The sequence below is a fragment of the Streptomyces sp. DF42 genome, assembly GCF_058267695.1.
This window is the reverse complement of record NZ_CM177859.1, coordinates 5,333,876-5,358,456: the sequence shown is the minus strand read 5'-3', so window position 1 is coordinate 5,358,456 and position 24,581 is coordinate 5,333,876. Positions and strand designations below refer to the sequence as shown.

Genomic DNA, 24,581 nt, shown 5'->3' with positions numbered 1-24,581 from the left:
GGTTCTCCCAGGGGGTGGCCGCGGGGGCTGGCGTGGCGGCCGAGGGCACTCGACCTGCGCGTTCGCGAATCGGGCGACGTAGCGACCAGGAACACCCTGCTCGACCACCTCAACGACCATTAGGATCACGGCACATGGCAGGCCAACACTCAGCGCGTCCCCACGACCACGCCCGAGAACTCGCCCGGCGTGTGCGGGCGCTGCGGGAAGGTCGCGAGTGGACGCGTGAACGGCTCGCCAAGGAAGCCGGCATCGGCGTAGGCACGCTGGCCCGCTTGGAGAGCGAGGGAGCGACCCAGCCAGGTTTCTTCACCGTTGGAGCAGTTGCCGAGGCTCTTGAGGTCTCCCTCGACGAGCTCTTCCGGGAGACCAAGGCCACTCCCGGGTTGTGGTCAGCCGGGTACGAAGGCCGGGGCATCGACTCCTTCGTCGCCTCGCTCCTCGACAGCCGTATCGATGTCGTGGCGGACGTGCGACTCACACCGATCAGCCGCAAGAAGGGCTTCAGCAAGACCCGCCTCGGGGAGGCACTTGCGGAAGCGGGCATCGAGTACACCCACCTGCGTGGCCTGGGCAATCCCAAGGACAACCGGGAACCGTCCTGGGACGGCCGCCTCGACGTGGGCAGGGCACGCTTCCGTGGGGTGCTGCGCTCCGAGGAGGCGCAGTCCGACCTCGATCGTCTCGCCGAGCACGCTCGGCGGTCCCGGGTCGCGGTGCTGTGCTTCGAGAAGGACGAGAGCCGCTGCCATCGGCAGGTCGTCCTGGAGACGGTCCGTAAGCGAGCTGCTGTCCCCGTAATTCCCCTGGCCTGACTTCGCCCTTCGCCCCTGCATGCGCTCTTGCCGGAGGCGCATACCTCTCCTCCCATCGGATCGGGAGATCAGTGGAGGGGCAACCATGGGATCGAGGAATCGGCAGCGCGCCACGATCATGATCACGGTCAAGACGTATCCGGAGCTGTCCAACAAATACCGCGAGACGAGCTGCGTGGCAGACATACGTCTCGATGAAGGCGCACCGCGACACGTGCGCTTGTTCCCTGTCCCCTTCCGGCTCCTCAAGGAAGAGGACCAGTTCCCCAAGTACATAGACCAGTTCGGAGTCGGTCAGCACGGGTGGTCTGCCCATCGCGGCCCTCCCACAGCTCGTCGTCGATCTTCACGTACAGCACGGTCGAGAGGGTGTTCAGATCGTGCGTCACCGCATGATCTGAACACCCTCTGCTCATCTGATGGGGAACTGGCTACGGGGTGATGCTCAGGCCGCTGAAGCTGGCCGTGCCCGCGAGTTTGTTGTCATGGGAGGTGTGGAAGACGCCCGCGTCCTCGGTCGCGTTGGCCCCGGACAGGTTCACGGCCGAGCCGACCTGGGTGAAGGTGGTCCCGTTGGTGGAGTAGTACCCGCTGACCTGGCTGCCCGTACGGGTGAGCCGCAGCCAGACCGGTGCCTTGATGCCCGTGGTCTTCGCCTCGGAGTCGAGGTATCCGTCGCCGTTGGAGTCGTATTCGAGCAGGACTCCGTTGCTCGGCGTCACAGCCAGGACCGCGTACCCCGCTGAACTGCCCGGGGCCGTCATGTCGTTGCGGACCATGATCCCGGTCTTCGCCCAGGGGTTGGTGTTGTCCAATTGGTCCACCTTGACGGTCGCGGTGGTGCCGCTGCTGAACGACTGGCTCTGGTAGACGGCCCCGTACTCGTCGTCGTGCTGCGGCGTACCACCCCAGACGTCGGCCCCGGTGCCGGTGATCGCGATCTGGCTCTGGTGCTGGTCGAGGATGGCCGGGATGTTCGCGTATCCGGCGAACGGGGGCGTGGTGATGCTCAGGCTGCCGAAGGTGGCCGTGCCCGGGACGTTGACGTTGTGGGAGGTGTGGAAGACGCCCGCGTCCTCGGTCGCGTTGGCCCCGGTCAGGTTCACGGCCGAGCCGACCTGGGTGAAGGTGGTCCCGTTGGTGGAGTAGTACCCGCTGACCTGGGTGCCCGTGCGGGTGAGCCGCAGCCAGACGGGGGCCTTGATGCCCGTGGTCTTCTTCTCGGAGTCGAGGTATCCGTCGCCGTTGGAGTCGTATTCGAGAACGACTCCGTTGCTGGGCGTCACGGCCATGACCGCGTACCCCGCTGAGGTGCCGGCACCGTCGATGCTGTTGCGCACCATGATGCCCGCTTTTGCCCAGGGGTTGGTGTTGTCCAACTGGCTCACCTTGGTGGTCACGGTGGTGCCGTTGGTGAACGCTTGGCTCTGGTAGACGGCCCCGTACTGGTCGTCGTGCTGTCCGCCGGCACCCCAGACGTCGGTCCCGGCTTCGGTGATCACGAACTGGCCGTTCGCCTGGCTGAAGGAGGCCGGCGAGTTCACCGCGAAGGTGGAGTAGGGAGCGGTCACCGGGGACTTGAGGTACTGGTACGCGGGTTCCAGACCGGCCGCGTTCATGACCGTCTGCGCACCCGACGGCCAGACACCGTTGGTGACGACCACCGTGCCGCTGACCACGCTGCCACGGTTGCCGTCAGTGACGTCACCGTCCCGCGTGGTCCAGTTGTTGGTCAGGGTGAAATTGCCGGTGTTGTTATTACTGGCGGCGTTCTGGTGGGCGTACGTTCCGACGTTGAAGACATTGCTGGTGGCGGAGATGTACCGCGATCCCTCGTCGAAGTACATGCCGAGGCGGCCGGGGGCGTTGGTGCAGTAGTTCTGGTCGATCACACTGGAGGGGTTCGCCGACAGCGTGTAGAAGCAACCGCCGTCGTTCATCGACTGCATGAAGTCGTGAACGTAGTTGCCCACGACCGAGTTCCCCGTGGCTGTCGTCGGGGTGCTGTAGACCGGCTGGTAGTTGTACAGACCCCGGTTGAGGTAGTCCTGGCTGCCGCCCGGGTCGTTGACTCCCCATCCGTAGCCGAGGCTGATGCCGGAGTAGGGGAGGTTGTACGTCTCGTTGTGGCTGATCACGGAGTTGGTGGTGTACGTGGCGAGAATCGCGACGTTGTCACGGTAGTCGAGCGCGACGTCGTGGATGAGGTTGTCCTTGATGGTGATGTTCTTGTTCGTCATCCGGGCGTCACTGGGGTGGTGCGCGTCTGCTCGGAGGCCGCCGACGACGATGCCGCCCGCTGCGATCTGGTTGAAGTGCGAGCCGATGACGGTGATGTCGCTGGCTCCCAGGCCGACGCCTGAGTCGTTCGCGTTGGCGTCCTCGCCGATGCCGAGGCCGTTCTGGCCGAGGCCGATGAACTTGTCGGCGCTGAACGTCACGTGGTTCGCGGCGGACACCTGTACCGCCCCGGGCATCTGCAGCCAGCTCGGCCGGGTCGACTCGAACAGGCTGCAGCCGTGAGAGCAGGAGGTGAAGGCATTTGTCGGCCTGGTGGTCCAGTTGCCCTGGATGTACCCGCCGGTCTGCTGGTCGGCCCAGCCCTCGTTGGTGCTCGGGTGCAGCCAGCTCGTGTGGGAGAACTGCACACCGGTGAAGGACAGGTCGTGGGCCGGCGCATCGTAGGTGCCGCCGACGCTGATGAGCGTCTCCAGCCGCGGCAGTTCGACGTCAGCGGTGCTGAGGTCCTGTCCCGTCAGCGGCTTGTAGTAGAGGAAGCCGGTGGCGGTGTTCAGGTACCACTCCCCTGCGGTATCGAGGAATTCGTAGGCGTTCTCCAGGTACAACGGTCCGTTGCGGTCTGGTCTCTGGACGGTGTCCCAGCCCCAGGTGTTGTTGTCCCAGGCGGGCTGCTGCATGGTGAGCGTGTTGTTGCTGATGCTCTGCACCGGGTTGTAGCGGTCGGTCCAGCTGTTGAGCGTCTCGACCTCCACCCGGCTCTGGTTGGCCAGCGTGTTCAGGTAGCTCAGTGCGGAATTGGTGAAGGTGAACCCCGTCGGGGTGGCGGTCAGGTCGGACCGGGGGGTGACCTGGGTGCGCGCCCGGGTGGCGAGGAGGCCGTCGACGTAGAGCTGGCGGGTGTCGAAGCCGGTACCGACGTTGGCGCGCCAGATGTTCTTGGTCGCGTCGAACTGCGACCAGCCGGTTATCTTCTGTGCGCCCGAGATGATCGGGTTCGCGCCCGGGGCGGCCTTCCACACCACCGTGTGGCCGTTGTTGCCCGAGTCGGCGGAGGTGAAGGAGAGCGGGGCGGAGAGGCGGTAGGTACCGTCCGCCAACTGCACGGCGATGTCGCCGGTCATTCCGGCGTTGACCGCACGCACCGAGGTCTTCGCCTGGGTGATCGAACACGGCTGGGTGGAGGAGCAAGCGGTGCCGGTACCCGAGGGCGCCGCGTAGAGCGTCGTCATGGTCGCCGCCTGCGCCGTTCCGGCGGACGTGACTGCGGAGAGCAGGGCGCCGACGAGCGCCGTCGCCGCGGCCGCGGCGCGTATCCGCGGCCGGGGGCCGCGTGATGGGATCGTTCTTCGGAGTGAAAGCACGAGGGCTCCTTCGGTGATGCGCACCGTGCCTGGTCCCATCTCGGTCGCGATCCGGTGGACTTCGGCCGTGTTTCACCGGCGTTTCGCCGGGGCGGACGAACTTCATCATATGAATGACATAATCCGCAAGATGTATGCTGTGGCATTTACTGACCACAAGGAGCCGCACGTGCCCCGTACCCCGGCCAGTCGTCAACGACTGGCGCCTGAGCCCTCGGAGGGGTCGCTGGGAGCCGTTCCCCGACGGCAGACCGGCCGGCTCAGCGACACCGTGGTGACCTATCTCGTCGACCGGATCGTGGGCGGGGCCTATCCGCCGGAGTCCGCGCTGCCCATCGAGGCGGTGCTGTGCGAGGAGTTCGGCGTCAGTCGGACCGTCGTGCGCGAGTCGGTGAAGGTACTCGAAGAAAAAGGGCTGGTCAGGGCCGCGCCCGGGCGCGGCACACGGGTGCGCGAGCCGCAGGAGTGGAATCTTCTGGACCCTGTCGTCCTGGAGGCCCAGGTCCGTCACGACCGGACGCTGACGATCCTCGACCAGCTGGTCTCCGTGCGGATCGCCCTGGAGGCCGAGATGGCCGCCGACGCGGCCGGCCGCATCACCGACCTCGAACTCGCCGGACTCGAGGAGCAGGTCACCGCGCTGCGGGAGGCACTGGACGACCCGGTGCGCTACGCCGAGGAAGACGCCGCCTTCCACGAGATCATCATGAGGGCTTCCGGGAACCTCCTGGGTCAGGCGATCATCCGCAGCGTCCACGGCAAGGCCCGCCTGTCACGCCTCTACAACGGTCACTCGACCCGCGACGGCCTGACCATGTCACTGGGCGAGCACGTGGCCATACTCGAACTGCTCCGCCATCGTGACGCCGACGGAGCCGCCCGCGCGATGCGCGAGCACATCGCCCGGGCATGGGCGAGCCGCCGACCGACCCCGCAGCCCTGACGGCACCGACGGGCCCCACGCCCGCCCGCACCGACACGTTGGATACATCCGGTCATGCCGCCGACCGACCCCTACACGGCGGCGTCAGCCCGCGCGAGTACCGCAAAGACCACTGCACTCCTCCACAGGCCCGCCTCGTAGACCTCACGGTGGCTGGTGCAGACGGGAGGACGGCGTGCCGATTTCTCGTCGTCCTCAAGGTTTCGTCCCCGCAGGGCCCGAATCGTCGCAGGTGGGCCGCCGAAGCCCCCTCTTCGAGAGGATGCGTCGCGGCCCGCAGGCCCTCCAGTGTCCTGAGCCGGGATCGCGCCGTACCACCCCCCACTCTCACTTTGTACGACGGCAGCAGCGGGCACTGACTCAAGGTCGCCCCTCGGCTCGACCCGCTCGCTGACCACTGCTGGATGCCGGCAACGCCTCGACCGCCGAAGCGCCATGCTCATCGAGTGGCCGGTCGCCGGTGGCGCAGATCAGGACCGGCAACTCGTCACCCTGTGACAGCCTCTCCGGCAAGTGCCGGCACAACGGTCAGCCGAACAGGCGTCGCTGGATCTCCCGTCGGTAGTCTTCCAGCGTCCGGTCGAGGTGTACGGCCGTGGCCGCGGCGGCCTCGTCGGGTCGGCCGTCGCGAATGGCGCGGTAGATCGTCTCGTGCTCCTCGACCGCGGCCGCGGTGCCCTCGCCGATGGTGTCGTGGACGATCGCGCTGGACTGGCGCTGCAACTGGCGGGCCTCACGCACCGCGCTGCCGAGGAACGGGTTGTGCGAAGCCGCGGCCACGGCGGCGTGGAAGTCGTCGTCCGCCTGGTTGAAGACGTCGACCTCACCATGGACGTACCCGTGCCGGCACTGCTGCATGGCGACCTCGATGGTGCGCAGTTCGGCGGGCGTGGCCCGGGTGGCCGCGAGCTTGGCGGCAACCGTTTCCTGGACCCTGCGGAACTCGAACAGCATGAGCACGTGATCGAGGTCCACGGGCCGGAAGAAGCCGGCCCAGCGGCTGGTGATCAGCATGCCGTCCTCGTCCGCGACGAACAGTCCGCGCCCCTTGTGCACCCGGACTCGGCCGAGCGCCGAGAGGATCTTCACGGCATCTCGGACAACCCCCCGGCTGGTGCCCAGCTGCTGGGCCAGGTCCTTCTCCGTGGGGATCCGGTCGCCGGGAAGCAGGCGCGACTCGGCGATGAACTCGAGGATCCGCTCCGCCACGACCTCGTAACCGGGCCGGTAGTCGCGCCGCTCGTCCGCGCCGTTCACCTCTGCCGCCACGACGGGCGTGTCCTTCATGTGTCCTGCCTCCAGGTGACTGCGACAACGGTGACTGATCAACCTTAAACCGCGTTCATCATACCCCAAGCATTCTAATAAGTCGGACTCATCTGGCGCTCTTGAGCACCAAACTGCATGCAAATTGTGGTCTTTAGTGCCGTTTTAGCTGCGTATATGACTCGCAGTAGTCACCTTGACATACACGTCGAATCTCAAGAAAAGACCTACTCACCCCTTGACTCGCCCGTCGATATCGCGGCTAATTTCTTTCCTCGGCGGTACGACAGAGCCGTCAGCAGCCTCATGCAAACCCAGTGGAGTCGCTCATGTCCGTCTACAAGCCTTCGGCCGCCCAGGAGACAGGGACCAGCAGGAGACGTATCCCGCTGCTGGCCGGCTGTGCCGCCACCGTGCTGCTCACCGTGGCCGCCTGCGGCAGCGGTGGCGGCGCTGCCGGCACGACCGCCAAGGACGGATTCGCCCAAGCCGCGCAGAACGACGGGACGTTGACCGTCTGGGTGGACGCGACCCGCATGGACGCCGCGAAGCAGTACCAGGCGTCGCACCCGGGCGTGAAGATGAACATCGTCAGCTACGACGGCGACGCCAACGGCTCGAACTACCTCCAGACGAAGGTTCAGCTGTTCAACCGCACCGGCAAGGGCTGGCCGGACGTCGTCTTCAGCTCCCAGAACAACGAGGTGACCTGGGCGGTCGACGCCGGCTTCGCCGCGCCGCTGAACAAGGGCCTGATCCCCACCGCGACCCTCGGCGGGTTCGCCAAGGGTGCCAACGACGTCTGCACGGTGGGCGGCACCCTCTACTGCCTGCGCAACGACCTCTCCCAGGCCGTGCTCTGGTACAACGCGCCGCTGCTGAAGAAGTTCGGCTACTCGGTGCCGACGACCTGGGAGGAGTACCAGAAGCTCGGCGAGAAGGCGGCCAAGGAGCACCCCGGCTACCTCGTGGGCGACGCCGGCGACTCCTTCACCCCCGAGATCTACCTGTGGGCGAGCAAGTGCGGCGCCAACCACATCACCGGCCCCAAGGCGGTGTCGGTCAACACCACCAGCGAGGCCTGCACCAAGATGGCCAAGCTGCTGGACGTGCTGATCAAGAACAAGTCCATGTCCATCAGCGGGGTCTTCAGCACCGACTTCGCCAAGAACGAGGCCGACAAGGTCCTGCTCATGCCCGGCCCGGCGTGGTACGGCGGCGCGTTGTTCGAGGGCACCTTCAAGACGCCGGCCAAGCACATCGCGGTGGCGCCCATGCCGCAGTGGCAGGGGGAGACCTCGCCGTCCACCGGCAACGTCGGCGGCGGCACCTGGCTGCTGTCCAAGCACTCCGCCCACCTCAAGGCCGCCACCGACTTCCTGAAGTGGGTCACCACCGACAACGCCTACCAGGGCGAGAAGGCCCCGGGCTTCCCGGCGTACGCGCCCGCCGCCGAGAACTGGCTGAAGGCGCAGGCCGCCTCCGGGTACTACGCCGGCGACCTCACCGCCCTCAAGGCCGCCTCCTCGCAGGTGTGGTCCGGCTGGGGCTCGGGCCAGTTCAGCCAGGAGGCGATCTGGGCCGCCACCGTCAAGCCCGCCCTGACGCAGGGCAAGACCATCGAATCGCTGCTGCCCGCCTGGCAGGACTCGATCGTCAAGTACGCCAAGGCCGACGGATACAAGGTCTCCCAGTGACCGACACGCACTCCTCGGCCGGCTCTGTCCGGGGGCGCCCTCGCGGCACCTCCCGGCAGAGCCGGGCCGGCGTGGCCTTCGTCGCCGGCTACGTACTGCTGCTGGTCGCCTTCGGCGTCCTTCCCACCGCGTACGCGGTCTACTTCGCGTTCACCGACGCCGGAGGCGCCTTCACCGGCATATCCAACTTCGTCACCACGGCACAGGACTTCCGCTTCGTCGACTCCCTGAGCCACGTGGCCCTTTACCTGGTCTTCTGGCTGGTCTCACTCGTGGTGTTCGTGGTGGTCCTGGCGCTGCTCCTGCACAAGCTGTCCTTGGGGCCGGTCAGTCAGGCACTGCGCTTCCTCTACTACATCCCCGGCGCCCTCGCCGGCGCCGCGAGCGTCCTGGTGTGGCTGTTCATGCTCGACCCGACGGTCAGCCCGGTCAGCTCCCTGCTGGAGACGCTGGGTTTCCACACCTTCGGCGAGGTCATCGCCCCGGGAAACCTGGCGCTGCTGTTCACCATCATCGCGTTCTGGACCGGCGCGGGCGGCTGGATCGTCGTCATGTACGGCGCGCTCAACAACATCCCCAAGGACGTCATGGAGGCCGCGCGCATCGACGGCGCGAACGGCTGGCAGACCGCCTGGCGGGTGCAGATCCCCATGCTCCGCAAGTGGATCGTCTACATGGTGATCCTGGCCTTCGCGGGCGGCGCGCAGCTCTTCGTGGAACCGCAGCTGCTCTCCCTGGCCAGCACGGGCGTGGCCGGCCGCGACTACTCGCTCAACCAGCTCACCTACGACTTCGCCTTCCAGATGAACAACATCAACGGCGCCGCCGCGGTCTCGGTGGAGCTCCTGGTCGTCAGCGTGTCGGTCGCCGGCGTCTTCGTCGCACGATCGGGGTTCTTCGATGCCGACTGAGACCCGGCCCACTCCCCTTGCCACCGTCCCACGCACGGAACGGGACACGAACGCCATGAGCCGAACCCGGCACGGGGAACCGCGGCGGCGCCGCCGGTCCCCACAGCACGTGGCCTCCCGGCTGCTGGCGGGCTCGGTGCTCACCGTCTTCGTGGTGTTCTTCGTCCTGCCGGTGCTGTGGCTGCTGCTCGCGTCGACCAAGACCGACCAGCAACTCGTCCACGACAACCCCCTGGCCTTCGGTTCCTGGCACGCCTTCAAGGCCAACTGGCACGCACTCACCGCCTTCCAGGACGACGCCATCCTGGTGTGGCTGCGCAATTCCGCCGTCTACGCCGTGATCTCACTGGTCATCACGCTCTGCCTGGCCATTCCTGCCGGGTACGCGCTGGCGATGACCGAGTTCCGCGGCCGTCGCACGCTGCTGATCGCGACCCTGGTCGTGATGCTCATGCCGAACGCCACCCTGGTGGTGCCGCTGTTCCTGGAGCTCAACGCGGTGCACCTGATCGGCACGATGTGGTCGATCATCCTGCCGTACTCGTTCTATCCGTTCGGCGTGTACCTGACGTACATCTACTTCACCACCGCCGTGCCCAAGGACCTCCTGGCCGCGGCGCGGATGGACGGCTGTTCCGAGTTCGGGGTCTTCCGTCATGTGGCCCTGCCGCTGGCCACGCCCGTCATCGCGCTGGTCGGGTTCTTCAGCTTCGTCGCCAACTGGACCAACTACTTCCTGCCGTACGTCATGCTCCCCGACAGCGACCAGATGCCCATCCAGGTGGGCGTCGGAAGTCTTCTCAGCAATGTGCCGTCGTTCAACCCGACCGTCGGCAGCCTCGCAATCCAACGCCCGCAACTGGCACTGGCCACGCTGGTCGCCATCACACCGGTGCTCGTCGTGTTCCTGTTCGCCCAGCGCTTCCTGGTCAGCGGAATGCTCGCCGGCGCCACCAAGGAGTGACAGCTCTCATGCCCTACAGCCCCGACCCCCACATCTCCGGCGACCCCGGCGACGACATCCCGGCCGCCGACCGGTCCACCCCCGCTTTCGACGTCCAGGCTGCGGTGCCGCTGCTCGAACCCCCCGGCTGGGCCGTCGCCCAGCGCGCGCTGTTCGACCTGCTCGACCACGCCTGGCGCCGCTTCGCCCGCGACTTCACCGGCTCGGACGGACGCCTGAACTACACCGGGCCGCTGACCACCCGCGACGGCGTGGACGACTTCTACGAGGTGTTCTTCAACTGGCCCCAGCTCTACCTCCTCGGCGGCGCCGACGACATCCTGCCCGCCAGCGAGAAGCACTGGGAGGGCGTCACCAAGCAGCTGACCGAACTGAACATGCTGCGCGACGAGTTCGAGCGCGGCTACGACTGGTTCCACCAGGGCGAGAGCCTGCTCCTGCTCTACTTCCTGTGCATGGCCGCACCCGACCGCTGGCGTGAGCGCGCCCTGCGCTTCGCCGAGCTGTACGTCGCCCCCGCCAAGGGCAACTACGACCCCGAACACCGCATCATCACCCGCCCCCACAACGGCAGCGACCCCGACCGCACCGGCCTGTTCGACGGCGACGTCTACCCCTGGCTGCTCAAGGAAGCCGAGACATACGGCTTCCCCCTCGACTGGCTCCCCGAGGCCGCGCACGGCCCCTTCCCCCTGTCGGCGGACCCACGGCTGGGCGACCAGATGCGCGACCGGATGGGCGTCGGCGACACCGCGGTCAACCTCGCCGCGGCCGGACTGGTCCTCAACGCCTTCATCGTGTCCGGCGAGGACCGCTACCGCGACTGGATCGTCGAGTACGTGGGCGCCTGGCGCGAGCGCACCCGCGAACAGGGCGGCCTGATCCCGGACAACGTCGGCCCGGACGGCGTCGTCGGCAGCCTGCTGGAGGGCCGCTGGTACGGCGGCCACTACGGCTGGTCCTGGCCGCACGGCTGGCACAGCCTCGGTCACGCGGCCTGCGTGGCGGCGCTCGCGGCGGCCACGGTCACCGGCGACGACGACTACCTCTCCATGGTCGCGACCTCGCTGGACACCCTCATAGGCCACGCCAAGGTCATGCCCCACACGGAGGCCGACTCCAGCCTGCCCTCCAAATGGGCGGTGGAACTCGGTCCGGACCGTCACACGCCCACACCGCACCTGCCGTTCCGCCACAACGACTCCGGCTGGTTCGACTACAACCCGGCCACGCCCCCCGTTCCGGTGGCGCTGTGGCACCACACCTCCTCCCAGGCCGACCGGGCCCGCCTCGAGCGGCTGCGCGAGGCCGACGGCATCGACTGGCGCACCGTCCGGCCGTTCCGGTCCAAGGAGGACTCCGGGCACGAGAAGGCGTGGTTCGCCTTCCTCGCCGGCGACGACCCCGGCTACCCGGAGCGGATCCTCGCGGCCGCCCAGGCCCAGATCCGGCACCGGCTGCGGCGCATCGACCGCTACCGCGACCTGGACGTGCCCGAGGCCGACATCCATGTGTGGCAGCTGTCAAACCCGGTGGTCACCGAGGCCCTCGTACAGTTGACCTGGGGCGGCCCGCAGGTGCTGTATCAGGGCGGTCTGCAGCAGGCGAGGCTGCGCTACCACGACGGCGACGCCCGCCGCGCCGGCCTGCCTGCCGACGTCGCCGCCCTGGTCACCTCCATCGCCCCCGAGGCGACCACCGTCGAGCTGGTCAACCTGGCCCCCGAAACCGACCGCACGGTGATCGTCCAGGCGGGCGCCTTCGCCGAGCACACCATCACCGCCGTCCGCTACACGACCTGCCAGGACGACGGCTGGATCGGCGACATGTACGACTACGGGCACACCGAGCCGGTGGTCTCCGAGGCCGAGGTCCCGTGCGACGGCCCGTACCTGACGGTCCGTCTGCCCGCCTCCACGCGCATCCGGCTCACCCTGCGGCTGGGGCTGCGCACCCGTACTCCCAGTTACCGCACGCCGTTCGACACCGCGGCCGAGCAGGCCAACTCCACCGAGACGACAGGGGAATCGGCGTGAAGCGCATCGCCCAGACCATCAGGCTCCGTCCCGAGCACCGCGGAGAGTACCTGCGGCTCCACTCCGCTGTGTGGCCCGGCGTAGAAGCCGCCCTGCTCCGGGCGAACATCCGCAACTACAGCATCTACCTCCACGGTGACGTGCTTTTCGCCTACATGGAGTACCACGGCGAGGACTTCGAGGCGGACATGGCATCCATCGAGGCCGACCCCGAGACCCAGCGCTGGTGGAAGCTCACCGACCCGTGCCAGGAACCCTTCCCCGACCGGGGCGAGGGCCGCCAGTGGACCGAGCTCCCCGAGATCTGGCACCTGAGCCCGCCCGGCGACGACGCCACCGCCTGACCCGGCCCGCACCGACCCGACTTGGATCAGCCCGTGAATGCACCCGTGCTCGTCGACGCCCACCACCACCTGTGGGACCTCTCCCACCGTCCGCAACCCTGGCTCGACGACCCCGACGTGGATCCATCCGCCGCACCTTCACACCCGACGACCTGCGCTCCACCGCCACCCACCCCATCGCGGGCCGGCGGCTGCACAGCACAGTGGTCGTCCAGTGCATCGCGGAGGTCGCCGAGACCGAGGACCTGCTCGCGCTCGCCGAACGGGAACCGCTGATCCAGGCCGTGGTCGGCTGGGCCGACCTCACGTCACCGGCCATCGGTGACGTACTCGACCAGCTGCAAGCCGGACCGGGTGGTGGGTACCTGCGCTCGCTGCGGCACCTGGTCCAGGGCGAGACCGACCCCAACTGGCTGCAACGCCCGGACGTGGAACGCGGGTTGGGGGCGGCCAGGGATCGCGGACTGCGCTACGACGTGCTGGTGCGCGACCACCAGCTCGATCAGGCGATTCGCCTCGCGGAACGCTTCCCCGAGCTGCCGCAGGTGCTCAACCACGCGGGCAAACCGGACCTCGCCCGACAGGACATCGAGGGCTGGGAACGCGGGATCCGACGGCTGGCCGCACACCCGCACGTGGTCTGCAAGGTCTCCGGGCTCCGGGCATCGCCACCGCCACCGAGCTGATGCGCGCCCTGAAGTCGGGCCTGACCACCGTCAAGCTCTTCCCCGCCGAGCCGCTCGGCGGCCTGCGCACGCTGCGAGCGCTGGCGGCCCCCTTCCCGGGGACACGGTTCGTGCCGACCGGCGGCATCGACGCCTCCCGCATGACCGCCTACCTCGCCGAACCGGCGGTCCTCGCCGTCGGCGGCAGCTGGATGGCCACCGCCGACCACCTGGAGCGCGGCGACTACGAGGAGATCCGCCGGCTGACCGCCGACGCCGTGGAAAGGCGCAGGAGGTGACCGACGTGCTGGCCCTCGGCGAGGTCATGCTGCGCTTCGACCCGGGCGAGGGACGCATCCGCACCGCCCGCACCTTCCAGGTGTGGGAGGGCGGCGGCGAGTACAACGTCGTCCGCGGACTGCGCCGCTGCTTCGGCCTGCGCACCGCGGTGGTGACCGCGCTCGCCGACAACGCGGTGGGCCGGCTCGTGGAGGACCTGATCCTCCAGGGCGGTGTCGACACCTCGATGATCCGCTGGGTGCCGGACGACGGCATCGGCCGCACCGCCCGCAACGGCCTCAACTTCGTCGAGCGCGGCTACGGCATCCGCGGCGCGCTGGGTGTCAGCGACCGCGCGCACACCGCCGTCTCGCAGCTGCGCAGGGGGGACGTCGACTGGGATTCGGTGTTCTCGGCCGGGGTGCGCTGGTTCCACACCGGCGGCATCTTCGCGGGCTTGTCCGACACCACGGTGGACGTCGCGGACGAGGCCATGGCGGCGGCCCGCCGCCACGGGGTCACCGTCTCCTACGACCCCAACCACCGCCCCAGCCTCTGGGCCGGCCGGGGTGGCGCCGAACGGGCACGCGAGGTCGACCTGCGGCTCGCCCGGCAGGCCGACGTCGTGGTGGGCGCCCTCGGCCTGGCCGGCACCCACCCGGGACACAAGCGCCTCGGGGCCGACGAGGTGGCCGACGCCCTCGCGGAGGTGGCCGGCCTGCTGCCCGCGGCGAGCGTGCTGGCGACGACGCTGCGCGAGGTTCCCTCGGCCGGCGTCAACGACTGGTCCTCGGCCGCCTGGCCCCCCGAAACGGGCTTCGTCACCGGCCCGCGGATGCCCGGCCTGCACGTCCTGGACCGCATCGGCTCCGGCGACGCCTTCGCCGCCGGCCTGATCCACGGACTGCTCACCGGCACCGGCCTGGAACGGGCCCTGGCCTACGGCACCGCCCACGGTGCGCTCACCATGACCACCCCCGGCGATGTCTCCATGGCCTCTTTTCGCCGAGGTCGAGGCGCTCGTCGCGGGCGGCTCGGCCCACGTCAGACGCTGACCCGCACCCCGCCACCCGTCACTCCAGGAGCACGTCTTGCACCAGCGGATGATCCAGAACACGTCCGTCGCCCTCACCGATCTCGGCTTCGGGGCCTCCGTGATCGGCAACCTGTACCGCGTCACCCCGGTTGAGGAGGCGACAGCCGCCGTCGACGCGGCCTGGGAGGCAGGCATACGGTACTTCGACACCGCACCGCACTACGGCCTCGGCCTCTCCGAGCGCCGCCTGGGCGCAGCCCTGCGAGGCCGCCCGCGCGACGAGTACGTCATCTCCTCCAAGGTGGGCCGACTGCTCGTGCCCAACGAGGAACCGGGCGGCGTCGACACCGAGGGCTTCGTCGTACGGGACGACCTGCGCCGGCAGTGGGACTTCAGCCGCGACGGCGTCCTGCCCTCAGCAGCCGGCCAACCATGGATCGGGGAACGCAGAGTCTGCGGTCCCGGCTTCAAAGGCACGGCAGGACCAGGGACGATGCACTGCTACCTGCCTCTCACGCCAACACCCGTCACCTCCACGGGACTTAGCCGCCTGGTTCGTGTCTGCGAATGTTTCGGCTCGCGAATTACGCAAGAAGCATTGACGCCGTTCATCGGTTCTTTCATCATCCATTTTGCTCGACACTTCGACCTTGGTTCGATATAGCGAACGCGCCACTGCACCTCACGCCACTCCGCAAAGCCCCCGACGGTTCCAACCGGAACCGCTTGCTCAAGGATGACGAGGTCCCCATGCGCAGAAGAAGATTCAGCCGCAGGCGTCTGTCTGTGGTGCTCGCCGCCGCGGTTGCGGCCCTGGTCTCGTTGGCGGCGCTGCTCGTCGCCAGTCCGGCTCAGGCGGCCACCAGCGGCGCCTTACGCGGTACCGGCTCCGGTCGGTGTCTCGATGTGCCGAACGCCGGCCAGGCCGACGGCACGCTCCTGCAGATCTGGGACTGCACGGGCGGGAACAACCAGCAGTGGACACTGACGGACAGCAACCAGCTGACGGTGTACGGCAACAAGTGCCTGGACGTGCCGGGCCATGCCACCACGGCCGGTACCCGGGTGGAGATCTGGTCCTGTCACGGCGGTACCAACCAGCAGTGGCGGGTGAACGCCGACGGCACGGTCGTCGGTGTGGAGTCCGGGCTGTGCCTGGATGTCTCGGGCGGCGCCACGGCCAACGGCACGGCGGTGCAGCTCTGGAACTGCAACGGCGCCAACAACCAGAAGTGGACCGGCCTGTCCGGGACGTCCAACTCGTGTGCTCTTCCGTCGACGTACCGGTGGAGCTCGACGGGTGCGCTGGCGCAGCCGTCGAACGGGTGGAACTCGCTGAAGGACTTCACCAACGTGGTGTACAACGGCAAGCACCTGGTCTACGGCTCGAACGTGTCGGGTGGGACGTCGTACGGCTCGATGGCGTTCAGTCCCTTCACGAACTGGTCGGACATGGCGTCGGCCGGCCAGACCGGGATGAGCCAGTCCGCGGTGGCGCCCACGCTGTTCTACTTCGCGCCCAAGAACATCTGGGTGCTGGCCTCCCAGTGGGGCGCCTCGCCCTTCGTCTACCGCACGTCCAGCGACCCCACCAACCCCAACGGCTGGTCCGCGCAGCAGGCGCTGTTCACCGGCAGCCTCCCCAGCGGCGGCCCGCTCGACCAGACCCTGATCGCCGACGGCCAGACCATGTACATGTTCTTCGCCGGCGACAACGGCAACATCTACCAGGCGAGCATGCCGATCGGGAACTTCCCGGGCAGCTTCGGCTCGTCGTACAAGACGGTCATGAGTGACACCGTGAACAACCTGTTCGAGGCACCGGAGGTCTACAAGGTCCAGGGCCAGAACCAGTACCTGATGATCGTCGAGGCGCAGGGCTCGAACGGGCGCTACTTCCGCTCGTTCACCGCCTCCAGCCTGAACGGTCCGTGGACCCCGCAGGCCGCCACCGAGTCCAACCCCTTCGCGGGCAAGGCCAACAGCGGCGCCACCTGGACCAACGACATCAGCCACGGCGACCTGGTCCGCAACAACCCCGACCAGACCAAGACCATCGACCCCTGCAACCTGCAGTTCCTCTACCAGGGCCTGGACCCCGCCGCAGTCACCCCGGGCATGCCCTACAACGAGCTGCCCTGGCGGCCGGGCGTGCTGACCCTGCAGCGCTGACCCGCCCGGTCCACGGTGATCGCGATGCGGTGCGGTCCGCCGACGCGTGGACGAGCGGTTCACGGCGTGGGCAGCTTCACCTGCTGACCGATACTCACCATCTTGAGGAGCCCCAGCCGACGCGGCGGCTGGGGCTCCTCTCTTTCGTGGACTTTCATCGTGGGCACGGACCGAAGCCCTATGACGCCACCGGGGATCCGCTTGCCGACCGTGGTGTGCCGTGAACTTCCGCCGGGTCACCGGTCCGTGTCGCCCTCGCCGCTGCCCTCGCCCTCCTCGACCCCGCGTCTTCCTGAACCGCTCCGAGTCTGATGAAGGGTCCGGCTGCCCCGGCTACGGCCGACGGGTCCGTCGGAGCTGCCCGAGGGGTAGGGCCGCCGTTGTGGCTCATTGGGTGTAGAAGGTGGCGTCGGCCCGGTCGGTCGCCGTGCTGAGAGCCTGGACGTACAGCAGGTAGTTGTAGTGGCGGATGTAGCGGCCCGGGAGGTTGAACGACTCGTACGAGACTCCGGCGGAGTCCGCGAGCCCGGCCCGGGCGGTGAAGGAGGCGTCGCCGGCGAACAGTGACGTCCCGTCGTTCTTCTCCACCCACACCTCGCCGTTCTTGTGGCGCAGGAAGTAGCCGGGGAAGTTCGCCGACTCCAGGGAGACGGTGCCGGTGCCGGTGAGACCGGTGACGACACGGAACTGCGAGTCGGCCAGGGGCGAGACGTTCGCCTCGATCTTGGCGCGGAAGTCCCAGTGCCGGATGAACCGGTCGGGGAAGTTGTACGAGGAGAGCCGGATCGGGGTGAGACCGTCGGCGACCGGGATGCCGAAGTCGGGGGTTCCGTCGGCCTTCCAGTAGATCTTCTGGACGCGGGTGCGGCGGTTGGGGTCGTTGAGCGGGGAACCGCTGATGTCCTTGTAGCTGCGGTCGTGGTAGACGAGGATGTCCGACCTGCCGTCCTCGGAGACCGTGAACTGGTTGTGGCCTGGGCCGTACTGGCTGGTGGCGTCGTTGGTGGCGAAGACCGGGTTCGCGTTCTTGGCCCACGACGAGGCGTCCAGCAGGTTGGCGGAGGCGGACGCGGTCAGCATGCCCATGCAGTAGACGGCGCTGGTGGCGGCGGCGGAGAAGGTCATGAAGACCTTGCCGTTCCGCTGGAGCACGGCCGGGCCCTCGTTGACCGTCGCGCCTCCGGCGGTCTCCCACGCGGCGGTCGGCCGGCTGATCATGACCGGGGTACCGGTGATGGTCCACGGGCTGGACATCTGCGCGATGTAGAGGTTGGTGCCGGAGCCGACGGCCGGGTCGTTCTGCGCCCAGGCGAGGTAGCGGGTGCCGTTCACGGCGAAGGTCGTCGCGTCCAGGGAGAAGGTGTCCAGCGGCAGGGCGATGCGCCCCTTCTCCGTCCAGGTCCCCGTGATCGGGTTCGCGTCCGCACACTCCAGGACGTAGGGACGGATGTGCCAGACGTTGTTGGCGTCACCGGCGGCGAAGTAGATGTACCACTTGCCGTCGATGAAGTGGATCTCCGGGGCCCAGATGTAGCCGCCCATCGTCCCGGTGGCGTGCTTGGTCCAGATGGTCGTCTCTGCGGCCGAGGACAGCCCCTGGATCGTGGTCGCGCGGCGCAGCACGATGCGGTCGTACTCCGGCACGGTGGCGGTGAAGTAGTAGAAACCGTCGGTGTGCTTGTAGATGTGCGGGTCGGCCCGCTTCTCGGCGATGGTGTTCGTGTACGTCACACCGGGTGACGTGGGCACAGCGGCGTGAGCGCTGCCGGCCGAGAAACCGGTGGCGGTGGCGGCGGCCGAGCCGGCGATCATGCCGAGGACCGTTCTACGGGTGAGCCCAGGTCTCATGGAGGATTCCCTTTGGTGCTGGTGGGTGCGGAGCGACCACCTGTTCTCAATGTCCGGCATTTCGAACATCGTTCGTAATTTCAGCCAGAACATAGGTTCCGCATCCGCCTCAGTCAATGCTTCCGCCCAGAAAGCATTGCCGACGTCGCCCTAACCCCTCGAGGAACCATGCATGTCGGATGTATTGACTCTCCCCGTTTTCCCCTCCTATTGTCTGCCCGATCTTACGAACACCGTTCGATATATCGCACTATCCAGCTGGTCGGAAGCACGTTGGTTACGGAGGCTTCTCCCGGCCGACCACTGGGCTGGAACGCTGCCAGGCGCTCCAGCAGTCAGCTCCAGGCCGCTGCCGGGCCGGCCCGGAGAGAACAGGAGCCCACTGAGAACAGGACGCCGAAGCGGGGCGCAATCAACGTGCTTCGGTGGGCGCCGAAAAAGCCACAGGGCATCTCACCACGCCGCATCCACGTGCTCCGATCGCCAGCCATCCGTCCGGCCCGTACCACGGCCGCCCCACCCGGACGACAGCCGTGACTTCGCCGCACAAGCCGTCACACCGGCCACACACCGGCCCGCGTGCCGGTCCCGCCGTCACCCCGACGACCCGCACCGCACACGGGAGACCCACCGTTGCCCGGATCCGCCCCCTTCCTGATCGTGCGGTAGCCGGGCCCTGTCCCGCCCGCACCCAGACCGAGCTTCCCCCCGCCACCTCGCTCTCCCCCTTCGAGCTGCTGGCACCTGCACAACGACAGGAGATCCGCATGTCCGCGCTCCGCGCCCGGCTGACGGTCATATTGCTCGCCGTCTGCCTGCTCTTCACAGGCCAGGCCCTGACCACACCGCAGCTAGCCGCCGCCGCGGATCCCGGCTATCTGATGGTGCACTTCACCGGCGATTCCGCGACCGGCCAGATGCTGTACCTCGCGCACAGCACCGACGGTCTGCACTGGAACGACCTCAACGGCGGAGCGCCGGTCCTGAACTCCACGATCGGTACGAAGGGGGTGCGCGACCCCGCACTGGTGCGCTCTCCCGACGGGAGCAAGTACTGGATCATCGCGACCGACCTGTGCATCCGCTGCGGATCGACCTACACCAACGGCAGTCCCAACTTCGTGGTGTGGGAGTCGACCGACCTGGTGACCTGGTCGAAGCCGTGGCTGCTCGGCGCCGCCGGACTGATCCCCGGCGGAAAGAACGCGTGGGCGCCGGAGGCGATCTGGAACCCCGAGACCAACGACTACGTCCTGTACTGGGCGACTAACGCCACGGTGAACGGCATCTTCAAGTACCGCATCTACTCCGCCCGCACCAAGGACTTCCGCACCATCACCACCCCGCAGATCTGGATCGACCCCCCCGGCAGCACGCCGGTCGTCGACACGCAGATGACGGAGGTGCCCGCCGGTACCGGCCCCTACCGCTACCTGCGGGTCTCCGGCGACGGCCAGAACAACGTCGAGGGCACCAACTCGATCCTGGGGACGTGGACCAACCTCGGCAACCTCTCCAGCATCGGCCTCACCGGAAACGTGGTCGAAGGCCCGGTCTGGATGAAGTTCAGGGACCGCAATGAGTGGGCCCTCTACATCGACTACAACAACCCGCAGGGCGTACGTGAATACAGGCCGATCCTGACGACCAACCCGTTCGACGTCAGCACCTACCGGCTTCAGGACGCGACCAGCTACGACATGGGCGGCACCGCGAAGCGCCACGGCGCGATCATGACCCTCACGGCCGCCGAGGAGAGCCGCGTGCTCTCCCGCTGGCCCAACACCCCGGCCCAGCGCCTGCAGTCGTTCAACTTCCAGGACCGGTACGTGCGGCACACCGCCGACATGGACGTGCGCATCGACCCCACCGTCAGCCCCGCCGACGACGCCCAGTTCCGGATACGGCCCGGCCTGGCGGGCACCGGCACCGTCTCCTTCGAGTCGGTGAACATGCCCGGGTACTTCCTGCGCCACGCCAACTACGACTTCCAGCTGGTCCACAACGACGGGACCGCCCAGTTCGCCGCGGACGCCACCTTCCGCAAGGTCGCCGGCCTCGCCGACTCCACCTGGTCCTCGTTCCAGTCGTACAACTTCCCCGACCGCTACATCCGCCACTACGCCTACGAGCTGCGCCTCGACCCGATCACCACGACGACAGCCCGCGGCGACGCCACCTTCCGTGTGACGAGCTGACCCGACACCGACAGGGATGCCGGCGCCTCCGGGAGGGCGTCGGCATCACCTGGCATCGGCTTCGTACCGTCGCCGAACACATCGCCGAACACACCCCGACCGCAGCCCACGTTTGCCACACACCTGGCAGCCACGAACCCAGGACCGGGCCGCGACCCACCTGACCACGATCCTCGCGGGCCCGGCCGACCGAGCCGCCGACGGCATGCTCGCGCGGGCCGCCCAGGAACCCTTCCCCCGTCCTCGCCGGGATGCCATCGGCGCTGACGTCACCCTCGACGCCGCGCGTTCCTCTTCCAGCGCACGGCCGCTCCACTGCACAGCGTTCGGCACATCGGCCAGATGGTCTTTCGCTGCAACCACTTCCCCGGCTTTCCACTCACCTTGGAGGCGCCAGATGAGCCCAACCCCCCTCCCGTCGCGCCGGCTGTTCCTCGGCATGGCCGCGGCCGTGCCCCTGTCCATGACCGGCGCGCTGACCCTCGGCAGCCAGTCCGCGAGCGCCGCGACGGCCTCCCCGTTCGTCATGGCCTACTTCACCCAGTCACCGGCAAACCTCGGTACGGACTACGGCCTGCACCTCGCCGTCAGCACCGACGCGCTGCAGTGGATGCCGCTGAATCAGAACAACCCCGTCGTGACCCCGACCGCGGGCGACGGCGGTCTGCGCGACCCCGTCATCGTGCCCAAGCAGGACGGCACCTACGTCGTCATGGCGACCAACCTGAAGGGCACCGACTGGACCAAGAAGAGCCCGTACATCCACGTCTGGGACTCCGCCGACCTGCGCTCCTTCGACAACTACCGCCTGCTGAAACTGCACGACATGGCCACCCACACCTGGGCGCCCGACGCCTTCTGGGACGCCTCCCGCGGCCAGTACGCCATCATCTACTCGGCCGTGAACAGCAGCGGCCACAACGTGATCATGGTGAACTACACCACGGACTTCCAGACCGTGACGTCGCCGCAGGTCTTCTTCGACCCCGGCTACGACGTCATCGACGGCACCCTGGCCAAGGGCGTGAACGGCGTCAACTACCTGTACTACAAGGGCCACAACAGCCTCACGGGTGCGAAGTCCACCTCGCTCAATCCCGGCAGCTTCACCCAGTTCACCTCGGGCCTGGCGCCCCAGGGAGGCATCGAGGGCCCGATCCTCGCCCAGGCCGCCGGCACCTGGTACCTGTGGGGCGACGCCAACGCGCTGTTCTACACCTGGCAGACCAGCGACCTCTCCACCGGCACCTGGACCGCCACCGACCGGCGCCTCTACACCCAGCCGCTGAACTCCAAGCACGCCGACATCAAGCCGATTCCCCAGACGGTGTACGACAACATGGTCGCCAAGTGGGGCAAGCCCGCCTGGAACCGGCTGAAGTCCTACAACTTCCCGGACAGATACTGGCGGCAGGTCGACTCCATCGGCCGCATCGACCCATACCCGTTCGACCCGTACACCGACTCGGAGTGGAAGTTGGTGCCGGGGCTGGCCGACTCCTCCGGCGTCTCCTTCCAGTCCGTCACCGATCCGACCCGCTACCTGCGGCACTCCTACTTCCAGCTGCGACTGGACGCCAACGACGGCACCGCGACATTCGCCCAGGACGCCACCTTCCACAAGACGGCCGGGCTTGCCGACCCGTCCTGGTCGTCGTTCCGCTCCCACAACTACCCGGACCGCTACATCCGGCACTTCGACTACGCGCTGCGCATCGACCCGATCTCCACCGCGACCGGCAGAGCCGACGCCACGTTCTCCGTCTGGTACTGAGGCACACAACGGGGCCCGCTCAGCGGACGAGCGCCGGCGTTCCCGGAGCACGCCCGCGGCGGCCGGGTCGACGGAGCCCCCCGCTGATGCCCGTGCACGGAGCGATCCGATGCCCGCCATGCGCCTGAGACCACCCGACGTCGTGGGCCCAGGACACCAACCGGCTCGTCGCTTCCTCTGGTGCCGACGAGCAACCAGTCCCGGGGCCGGTGCCGAAGAGAGCCGACCGGCACCGGACTCGGAGCGTCGAGACAACCCGCGCCGTCCGGACCGCCGGACACCGGGGATTGGTCGACGCTCGCTCTCCCCCTGAGAAGGAGTTCTTCATGATCGAGTCACCGTGGATACGCAGAGCCAGACGTGCGCTTCTCGCGGCGGGTGCCACCGCCGCGCTCGCCGCCGGCCTGCTCACCGCCACAGCCACCACCTCGCAGGCCGCCACCCAGGGGCCGTGCGACATCTACGCCGCGGGCAACACCCCCTGCGTCGCCGCACACAGCACCACCCGCGCCCTGTACGGGGCGTACAACGGCCCGCTCTACCAGGTCAAGCGCGCCTCCGACAACACCACCTTGAACATCGGCCCGCTGACCGCCGGAGGTGTCGCCAACGCAGCCGCGCAGGACTCCTTCTGCGCCAACACCAGCTGCGTCATCACCGTCATCTACGACCAGTCCCCCAAGGGCAACAACCTCACCCAGGCGCTCAAGGGCCACTGGCCCGGGCCGGCGGCGGGCGGGAACGACAACCTGGCCAACGCCTTCGAGGCCCCGGTCACCGTCGGCGGACACAAGGCGTACGGCGTCTACGTCGCCCCGGGCACCGGCTACCGCAACAACAACACCAACGGCATCGCCACCGGCGACCAGCCCGAGGGCATGTACGCCATCTTCGACGGCACACACTTCAACGGCGGCTGCTGCTTCGACTACGGCAACGCCGAGACGACCGGCAATGACGACGGCAACGGCACCATGGAGGCCATCTACTTCGGCAACAGCACGGGCTGGGGCCACGGCAGCGGCAACGGCCCCTGGGTCATGGCCGACCTGGAGAACGGCCTGTTCTCCGGGGTCAACCGCGGCCTCAACGCGGGCGACCCCACCGTCAACAACCGGTTCCTGACCGCCATCGTCAAGGGTGGCCCGAACCAGTGGGCCATCCGCGGCGGCGACGCCCAGGCGGGCGGCCTGTCCACCTTCTACAACGGCATACGCCCCACCGTCGGCGGCTATAACCCGATGAAGAAGCAGGGCGCGATCATCCTCGGCATCGGCGGCGACAACAGCAACACCGGCCAAGGCACCTTCTACGAAGGCGTCATGACCTCCGGCTACCCCTCGGACGCCACCGAGAACGCCGTACAGGCCAACATCACCGCCGCCGGCTACAACAGCGGCTCCACCAGCACCGGCTCGCTGACCCCCGGCTCCCGGATCTCCCTGCAGGCCACCACCGCGCCCTGCTGCACCTCGCACTACCTCCGCCACAACGACGCCGACTCCAAGGTCGTCATCTCCAGCATCAACTCGGCCAGCTCGGCCACCGACAAGGCAGACGCCACCTGGATCGTCCGCGCCGGCCTGGCCAAGACCTCCTGCCTCTCCTTCGAGTCCGCCAACAACCCCGGCCAGTACCTGCACCACTCCAACTACCAGCTCAACCTGAACTTCGACAACGGCGGCAGCTCCTTCGCGCAGGACGCCACCTTCTGCCCCACCACAGGCAACAGCGGCGTCGGCACCTCCTTCCAGTCCGTCAACTTCCCGACCAAGTACATCCGCCACTACAACTTCACGGCCTACATCGCCAGCAACGGCGGCACCAACACCTGGGACAACACGAAGTCGTGGGCCCAGGACACCAGCTGGCTCACCGCCTCCCCCTGGGGCTGACAAGCAACCGGCGTCTCTGAGCGCCTCCAGCATCTGAGCGCCACCCCGACGCTGGTCAGAGGGCCAATCGCATGATCGCGATTGGCCCTCTGTCGTGCTCGGGGGCCAAACAGAGGACCGACCGAAGCCACTCGCC

15 protein-coding genes and 4 pseudogenes are annotated in these 24,581 nt (G+C 68.0%); 16 read left to right on the top strand and 3 right to left on the bottom strand.

All coding sequences use genetic code 11. The features are described 5' to 3' along the window. The first annotated feature begins 134 nt into the window (after positions 1-134). Both ACYUED_RS24535 and ACYUED_RS24530 read left to right on the top strand, forming a co-directional pair. The gene (locus tag ACYUED_RS24535) at positions 135-815 is read left to right on the top strand and encodes a DUF488 family protein, N3 subclade (protein ID WP_491285039.1); all 681 of its coding nucleotides are present in this window, start codon (positions 135-137) and stop codon (positions 813-815) included. 118 nt (positions 816-933) lie between these two features. Next, positions 934-1,089 (top strand): annotated as a pseudogene (locus ACYUED_RS24530) (DUF8758 domain-containing protein); the annotation flags it as partial. 157 nt (positions 1,090-1,246) lie between these two features. Here ACYUED_RS24530 and ACYUED_RS24525 read toward each other — a convergent pair. Beyond that, complete coding sequence (locus ACYUED_RS24525) at positions 1,247-4,417, bottom strand: DUF1349 domain-containing protein (RefSeq protein ID WP_491285037.1); 3,171 nt, start codon at positions 4,415-4,417, stop codon at positions 1,247-1,249. 169 nt (positions 4,418-4,586) lie between these two features. On the opposite strand from ACYUED_RS24525, the gene ACYUED_RS24520 reads away from it, so the two are divergent. Further along, positions 4,587-5,360, top strand: coding sequence for a FadR/GntR family transcriptional regulator (locus tag ACYUED_RS24520; protein ID WP_491285035.1), 774 nt, complete (start codon positions 4,587-4,589; stop codon positions 5,358-5,360). A 528-nt stretch (positions 5,361-5,888) separates the two neighbouring features. Here the strand turns inward: ACYUED_RS24520 and ACYUED_RS24515 are convergent. Then, positions 5,889-6,647 carry a FadR/GntR family transcriptional regulator gene (locus ACYUED_RS24515; protein WP_491285033.1) on the bottom strand — a complete coding sequence of 253 codons (759 nt, stop codon included), beginning with the start codon at positions 6,645-6,647 and terminating at the stop codon, positions 5,889-5,891. Between the two features lie 308 nt (positions 6,648-6,955). On the opposite strand from ACYUED_RS24515, the gene ACYUED_RS24510 reads away from it, so the two are divergent. The 10 genes and pseudogenes from ACYUED_RS24510 (at position 6,956) to ACYUED_RS24465 (ending at position 16,730) form a co-directional block, all read left to right on the top strand. After that, positions 6,956-8,323, top strand: a complete 1,368-nt coding sequence (locus ACYUED_RS24510) for an ABC transporter substrate-binding protein (RefSeq protein ID WP_491285031.1) — start codon at positions 6,956-6,958, stop codon at positions 8,321-8,323. Further along, a complete protein-coding gene (locus ACYUED_RS24505; protein WP_491285029.1) occupies positions 8,320-9,234 on the top strand; it encodes a carbohydrate ABC transporter permease in 915 nt (304 codons plus the stop codon). Before ACYUED_RS24510 ends, ACYUED_RS24505 begins: the two co-directional genes overlap by 4 nt. Positions 9,235-9,289: 55 nt before the next feature. Beyond that, positions 9,290-10,198 (top strand): carbohydrate ABC transporter permease, encoded by a 909-nt coding sequence (locus tag ACYUED_RS24500; RefSeq protein ID WP_491285027.1) that lies wholly within the window; start codon positions 9,290-9,292, stop codon positions 10,196-10,198. Between the two features lie 8 nt (positions 10,199-10,206). Then, positions 10,207-12,234, top strand: a complete 2,028-nt coding sequence (locus ACYUED_RS24495) for a DUF8034 domain-containing protein (protein WP_491285025.1) — start codon at positions 10,207-10,209, stop codon at positions 12,232-12,234. Then, positions 12,231-12,578, top strand: coding sequence for an L-rhamnose mutarotase (locus tag ACYUED_RS24490; RefSeq protein ID WP_491285023.1), 348 nt, complete (start codon positions 12,231-12,233; stop codon positions 12,576-12,578). The genes ACYUED_RS24495 and ACYUED_RS24490 overlap by 4 nt, the downstream gene beginning before the upstream one ends. Positions 12,579-12,611: 33 nt before the next feature. Then, positions 12,612-13,237: pseudogene (locus tag ACYUED_RS24485) on the top strand (amidohydrolase family protein); the annotation flags it as partial. A 26-nt stretch (positions 13,238-13,263) separates the two neighbouring features. Next, the gene (locus ACYUED_RS24480; protein WP_491285021.1) at positions 13,264-13,542 is read left to right on the top strand and encodes a beta/alpha barrel domain-containing protein; all 279 of its coding nucleotides are present in this window, start codon (positions 13,264-13,266) and stop codon (positions 13,540-13,542) included. Then, positions 13,539-14,577: pseudogene (locus tag ACYUED_RS24475) on the top strand (sugar kinase). Before ACYUED_RS24480 ends, ACYUED_RS24475 begins: the two are co-directional and overlap by 4 nt. 48 nt (positions 14,578-14,625) lie before the next feature. Beyond that, positions 14,626-14,976, top strand: a pseudogene (locus tag ACYUED_RS24470) (aldo/keto reductase); the annotation flags it as partial. 332 nt (positions 14,977-15,308) lie between these two features. Then, a complete protein-coding gene (locus ACYUED_RS24465; RefSeq protein ID WP_491285019.1) occupies positions 15,309-16,730 on the top strand; it encodes a non-reducing end alpha-L-arabinofuranosidase family hydrolase in 1,422 nt (473 codons plus the stop codon). 387 nt (positions 16,731-17,117) lie between these two features. Here ACYUED_RS24465 and ACYUED_RS24460 read toward each other — a convergent pair whose 3' ends face one another. Continuing rightward, positions 17,118-18,542: a family 43 glycosylhydrolase gene (locus tag ACYUED_RS24460; RefSeq protein WP_491294410.1), complete on the bottom strand. Its 1,425-nt coding sequence runs from the start codon at positions 18,540-18,542 to the stop codon at positions 17,118-17,120. Between the two features lie 803 nt (positions 18,543-19,345). On the opposite strand from ACYUED_RS24460, the gene ACYUED_RS24455 reads away from it, so the two are divergent. The 3 genes from ACYUED_RS24455 (at position 19,346) to ACYUED_RS24445 (ending at position 24,445) form a co-directional block, all read left to right on the top strand. Beyond that, positions 19,346-20,776, top strand: a complete 1,431-nt coding sequence (locus tag ACYUED_RS24455) for a glycoside hydrolase family 43 protein (protein WP_491285017.1) — start codon at positions 19,346-19,348, stop codon at positions 20,774-20,776. A gap of 397 nt (positions 20,777-21,173) precedes the next feature. Further along, a complete protein-coding gene (locus tag ACYUED_RS24450) occupies positions 21,174-22,550 on the top strand; it encodes a glycoside hydrolase family 43 protein (protein WP_491285016.1) in 1,377 nt (458 codons plus the stop codon). Between the two features lie 326 nt (positions 22,551-22,876). After that, positions 22,877-24,445, top strand: coding sequence for an alpha-L-arabinofuranosidase B (locus ACYUED_RS24445; protein ID WP_491285014.1), 1,569 nt, complete (start codon positions 22,877-22,879; stop codon positions 24,443-24,445). The last annotated feature ends 136 nt before the right edge of the window (positions 24,446-24,581 follow it).

What these genes read in the sequence shown, in the direction of transcription:
- ACYUED_RS24535 (WP_491285039.1), top strand. Translation starts at nt 135, where the DNA reads ATGGCAGGCCAACACTCAGCGCGTCCCCACGACCACGCCCGAGAACTC.
- ACYUED_RS24515 (WP_491285033.1), bottom strand. Translation starts at nt 6,647, where the DNA reads ATGAAGGACACGCCCGTCGTGGCGGCAGAGGTGAACGGCGCGGACGAG.
- ACYUED_RS24510 (WP_491285031.1), top strand. Translation starts at nt 6,956, where the DNA reads ATGTCCGTCTACAAGCCTTCGGCCGCCCAGGAGACAGGGACCAGCAGG.
- ACYUED_RS24500 (WP_491285027.1), top strand. Translation starts at nt 9,290, where the DNA reads ATGAGCCGAACCCGGCACGGGGAACCGCGGCGGCGCCGCCGGTCCCCA.
- ACYUED_RS24495 (WP_491285025.1), top strand. Translation starts at nt 10,207, where the DNA reads ATGCCCTACAGCCCCGACCCCCACATCTCCGGCGACCCCGGCGACGAC.
- ACYUED_RS24480 (WP_491285021.1), top strand. Translation starts at nt 13,264, where the DNA reads ATGCGCGCCCTGAAGTCGGGCCTGACCACCGTCAAGCTCTTCCCCGCC.
- ACYUED_RS24465 (WP_491285019.1), top strand. Translation starts at nt 15,309, where the DNA reads ATGCGCAGAAGAAGATTCAGCCGCAGGCGTCTGTCTGTGGTGCTCGCC.
- ACYUED_RS24460 (WP_491294410.1), bottom strand. Translation starts at nt 18,542, where the DNA reads ATGATCGCCGGCTCGGCCGCCGCCACCGCCACCGGTTTCTCGGCCGGC.
- ACYUED_RS24455 (WP_491285017.1), top strand. Translation starts at nt 19,346, where the DNA reads ATGTCCGCGCTCCGCGCCCGGCTGACGGTCATATTGCTCGCCGTCTGC.
- ACYUED_RS24450 (WP_491285016.1), top strand. Translation starts at nt 21,174, where the DNA reads ATGAGCCCAACCCCCCTCCCGTCGCGCCGGCTGTTCCTCGGCATGGCC.
- ACYUED_RS24445 (WP_491285014.1), top strand. Translation starts at nt 22,877, where the DNA reads ATGATCGAGTCACCGTGGATACGCAGAGCCAGACGTGCGCTTCTCGCG.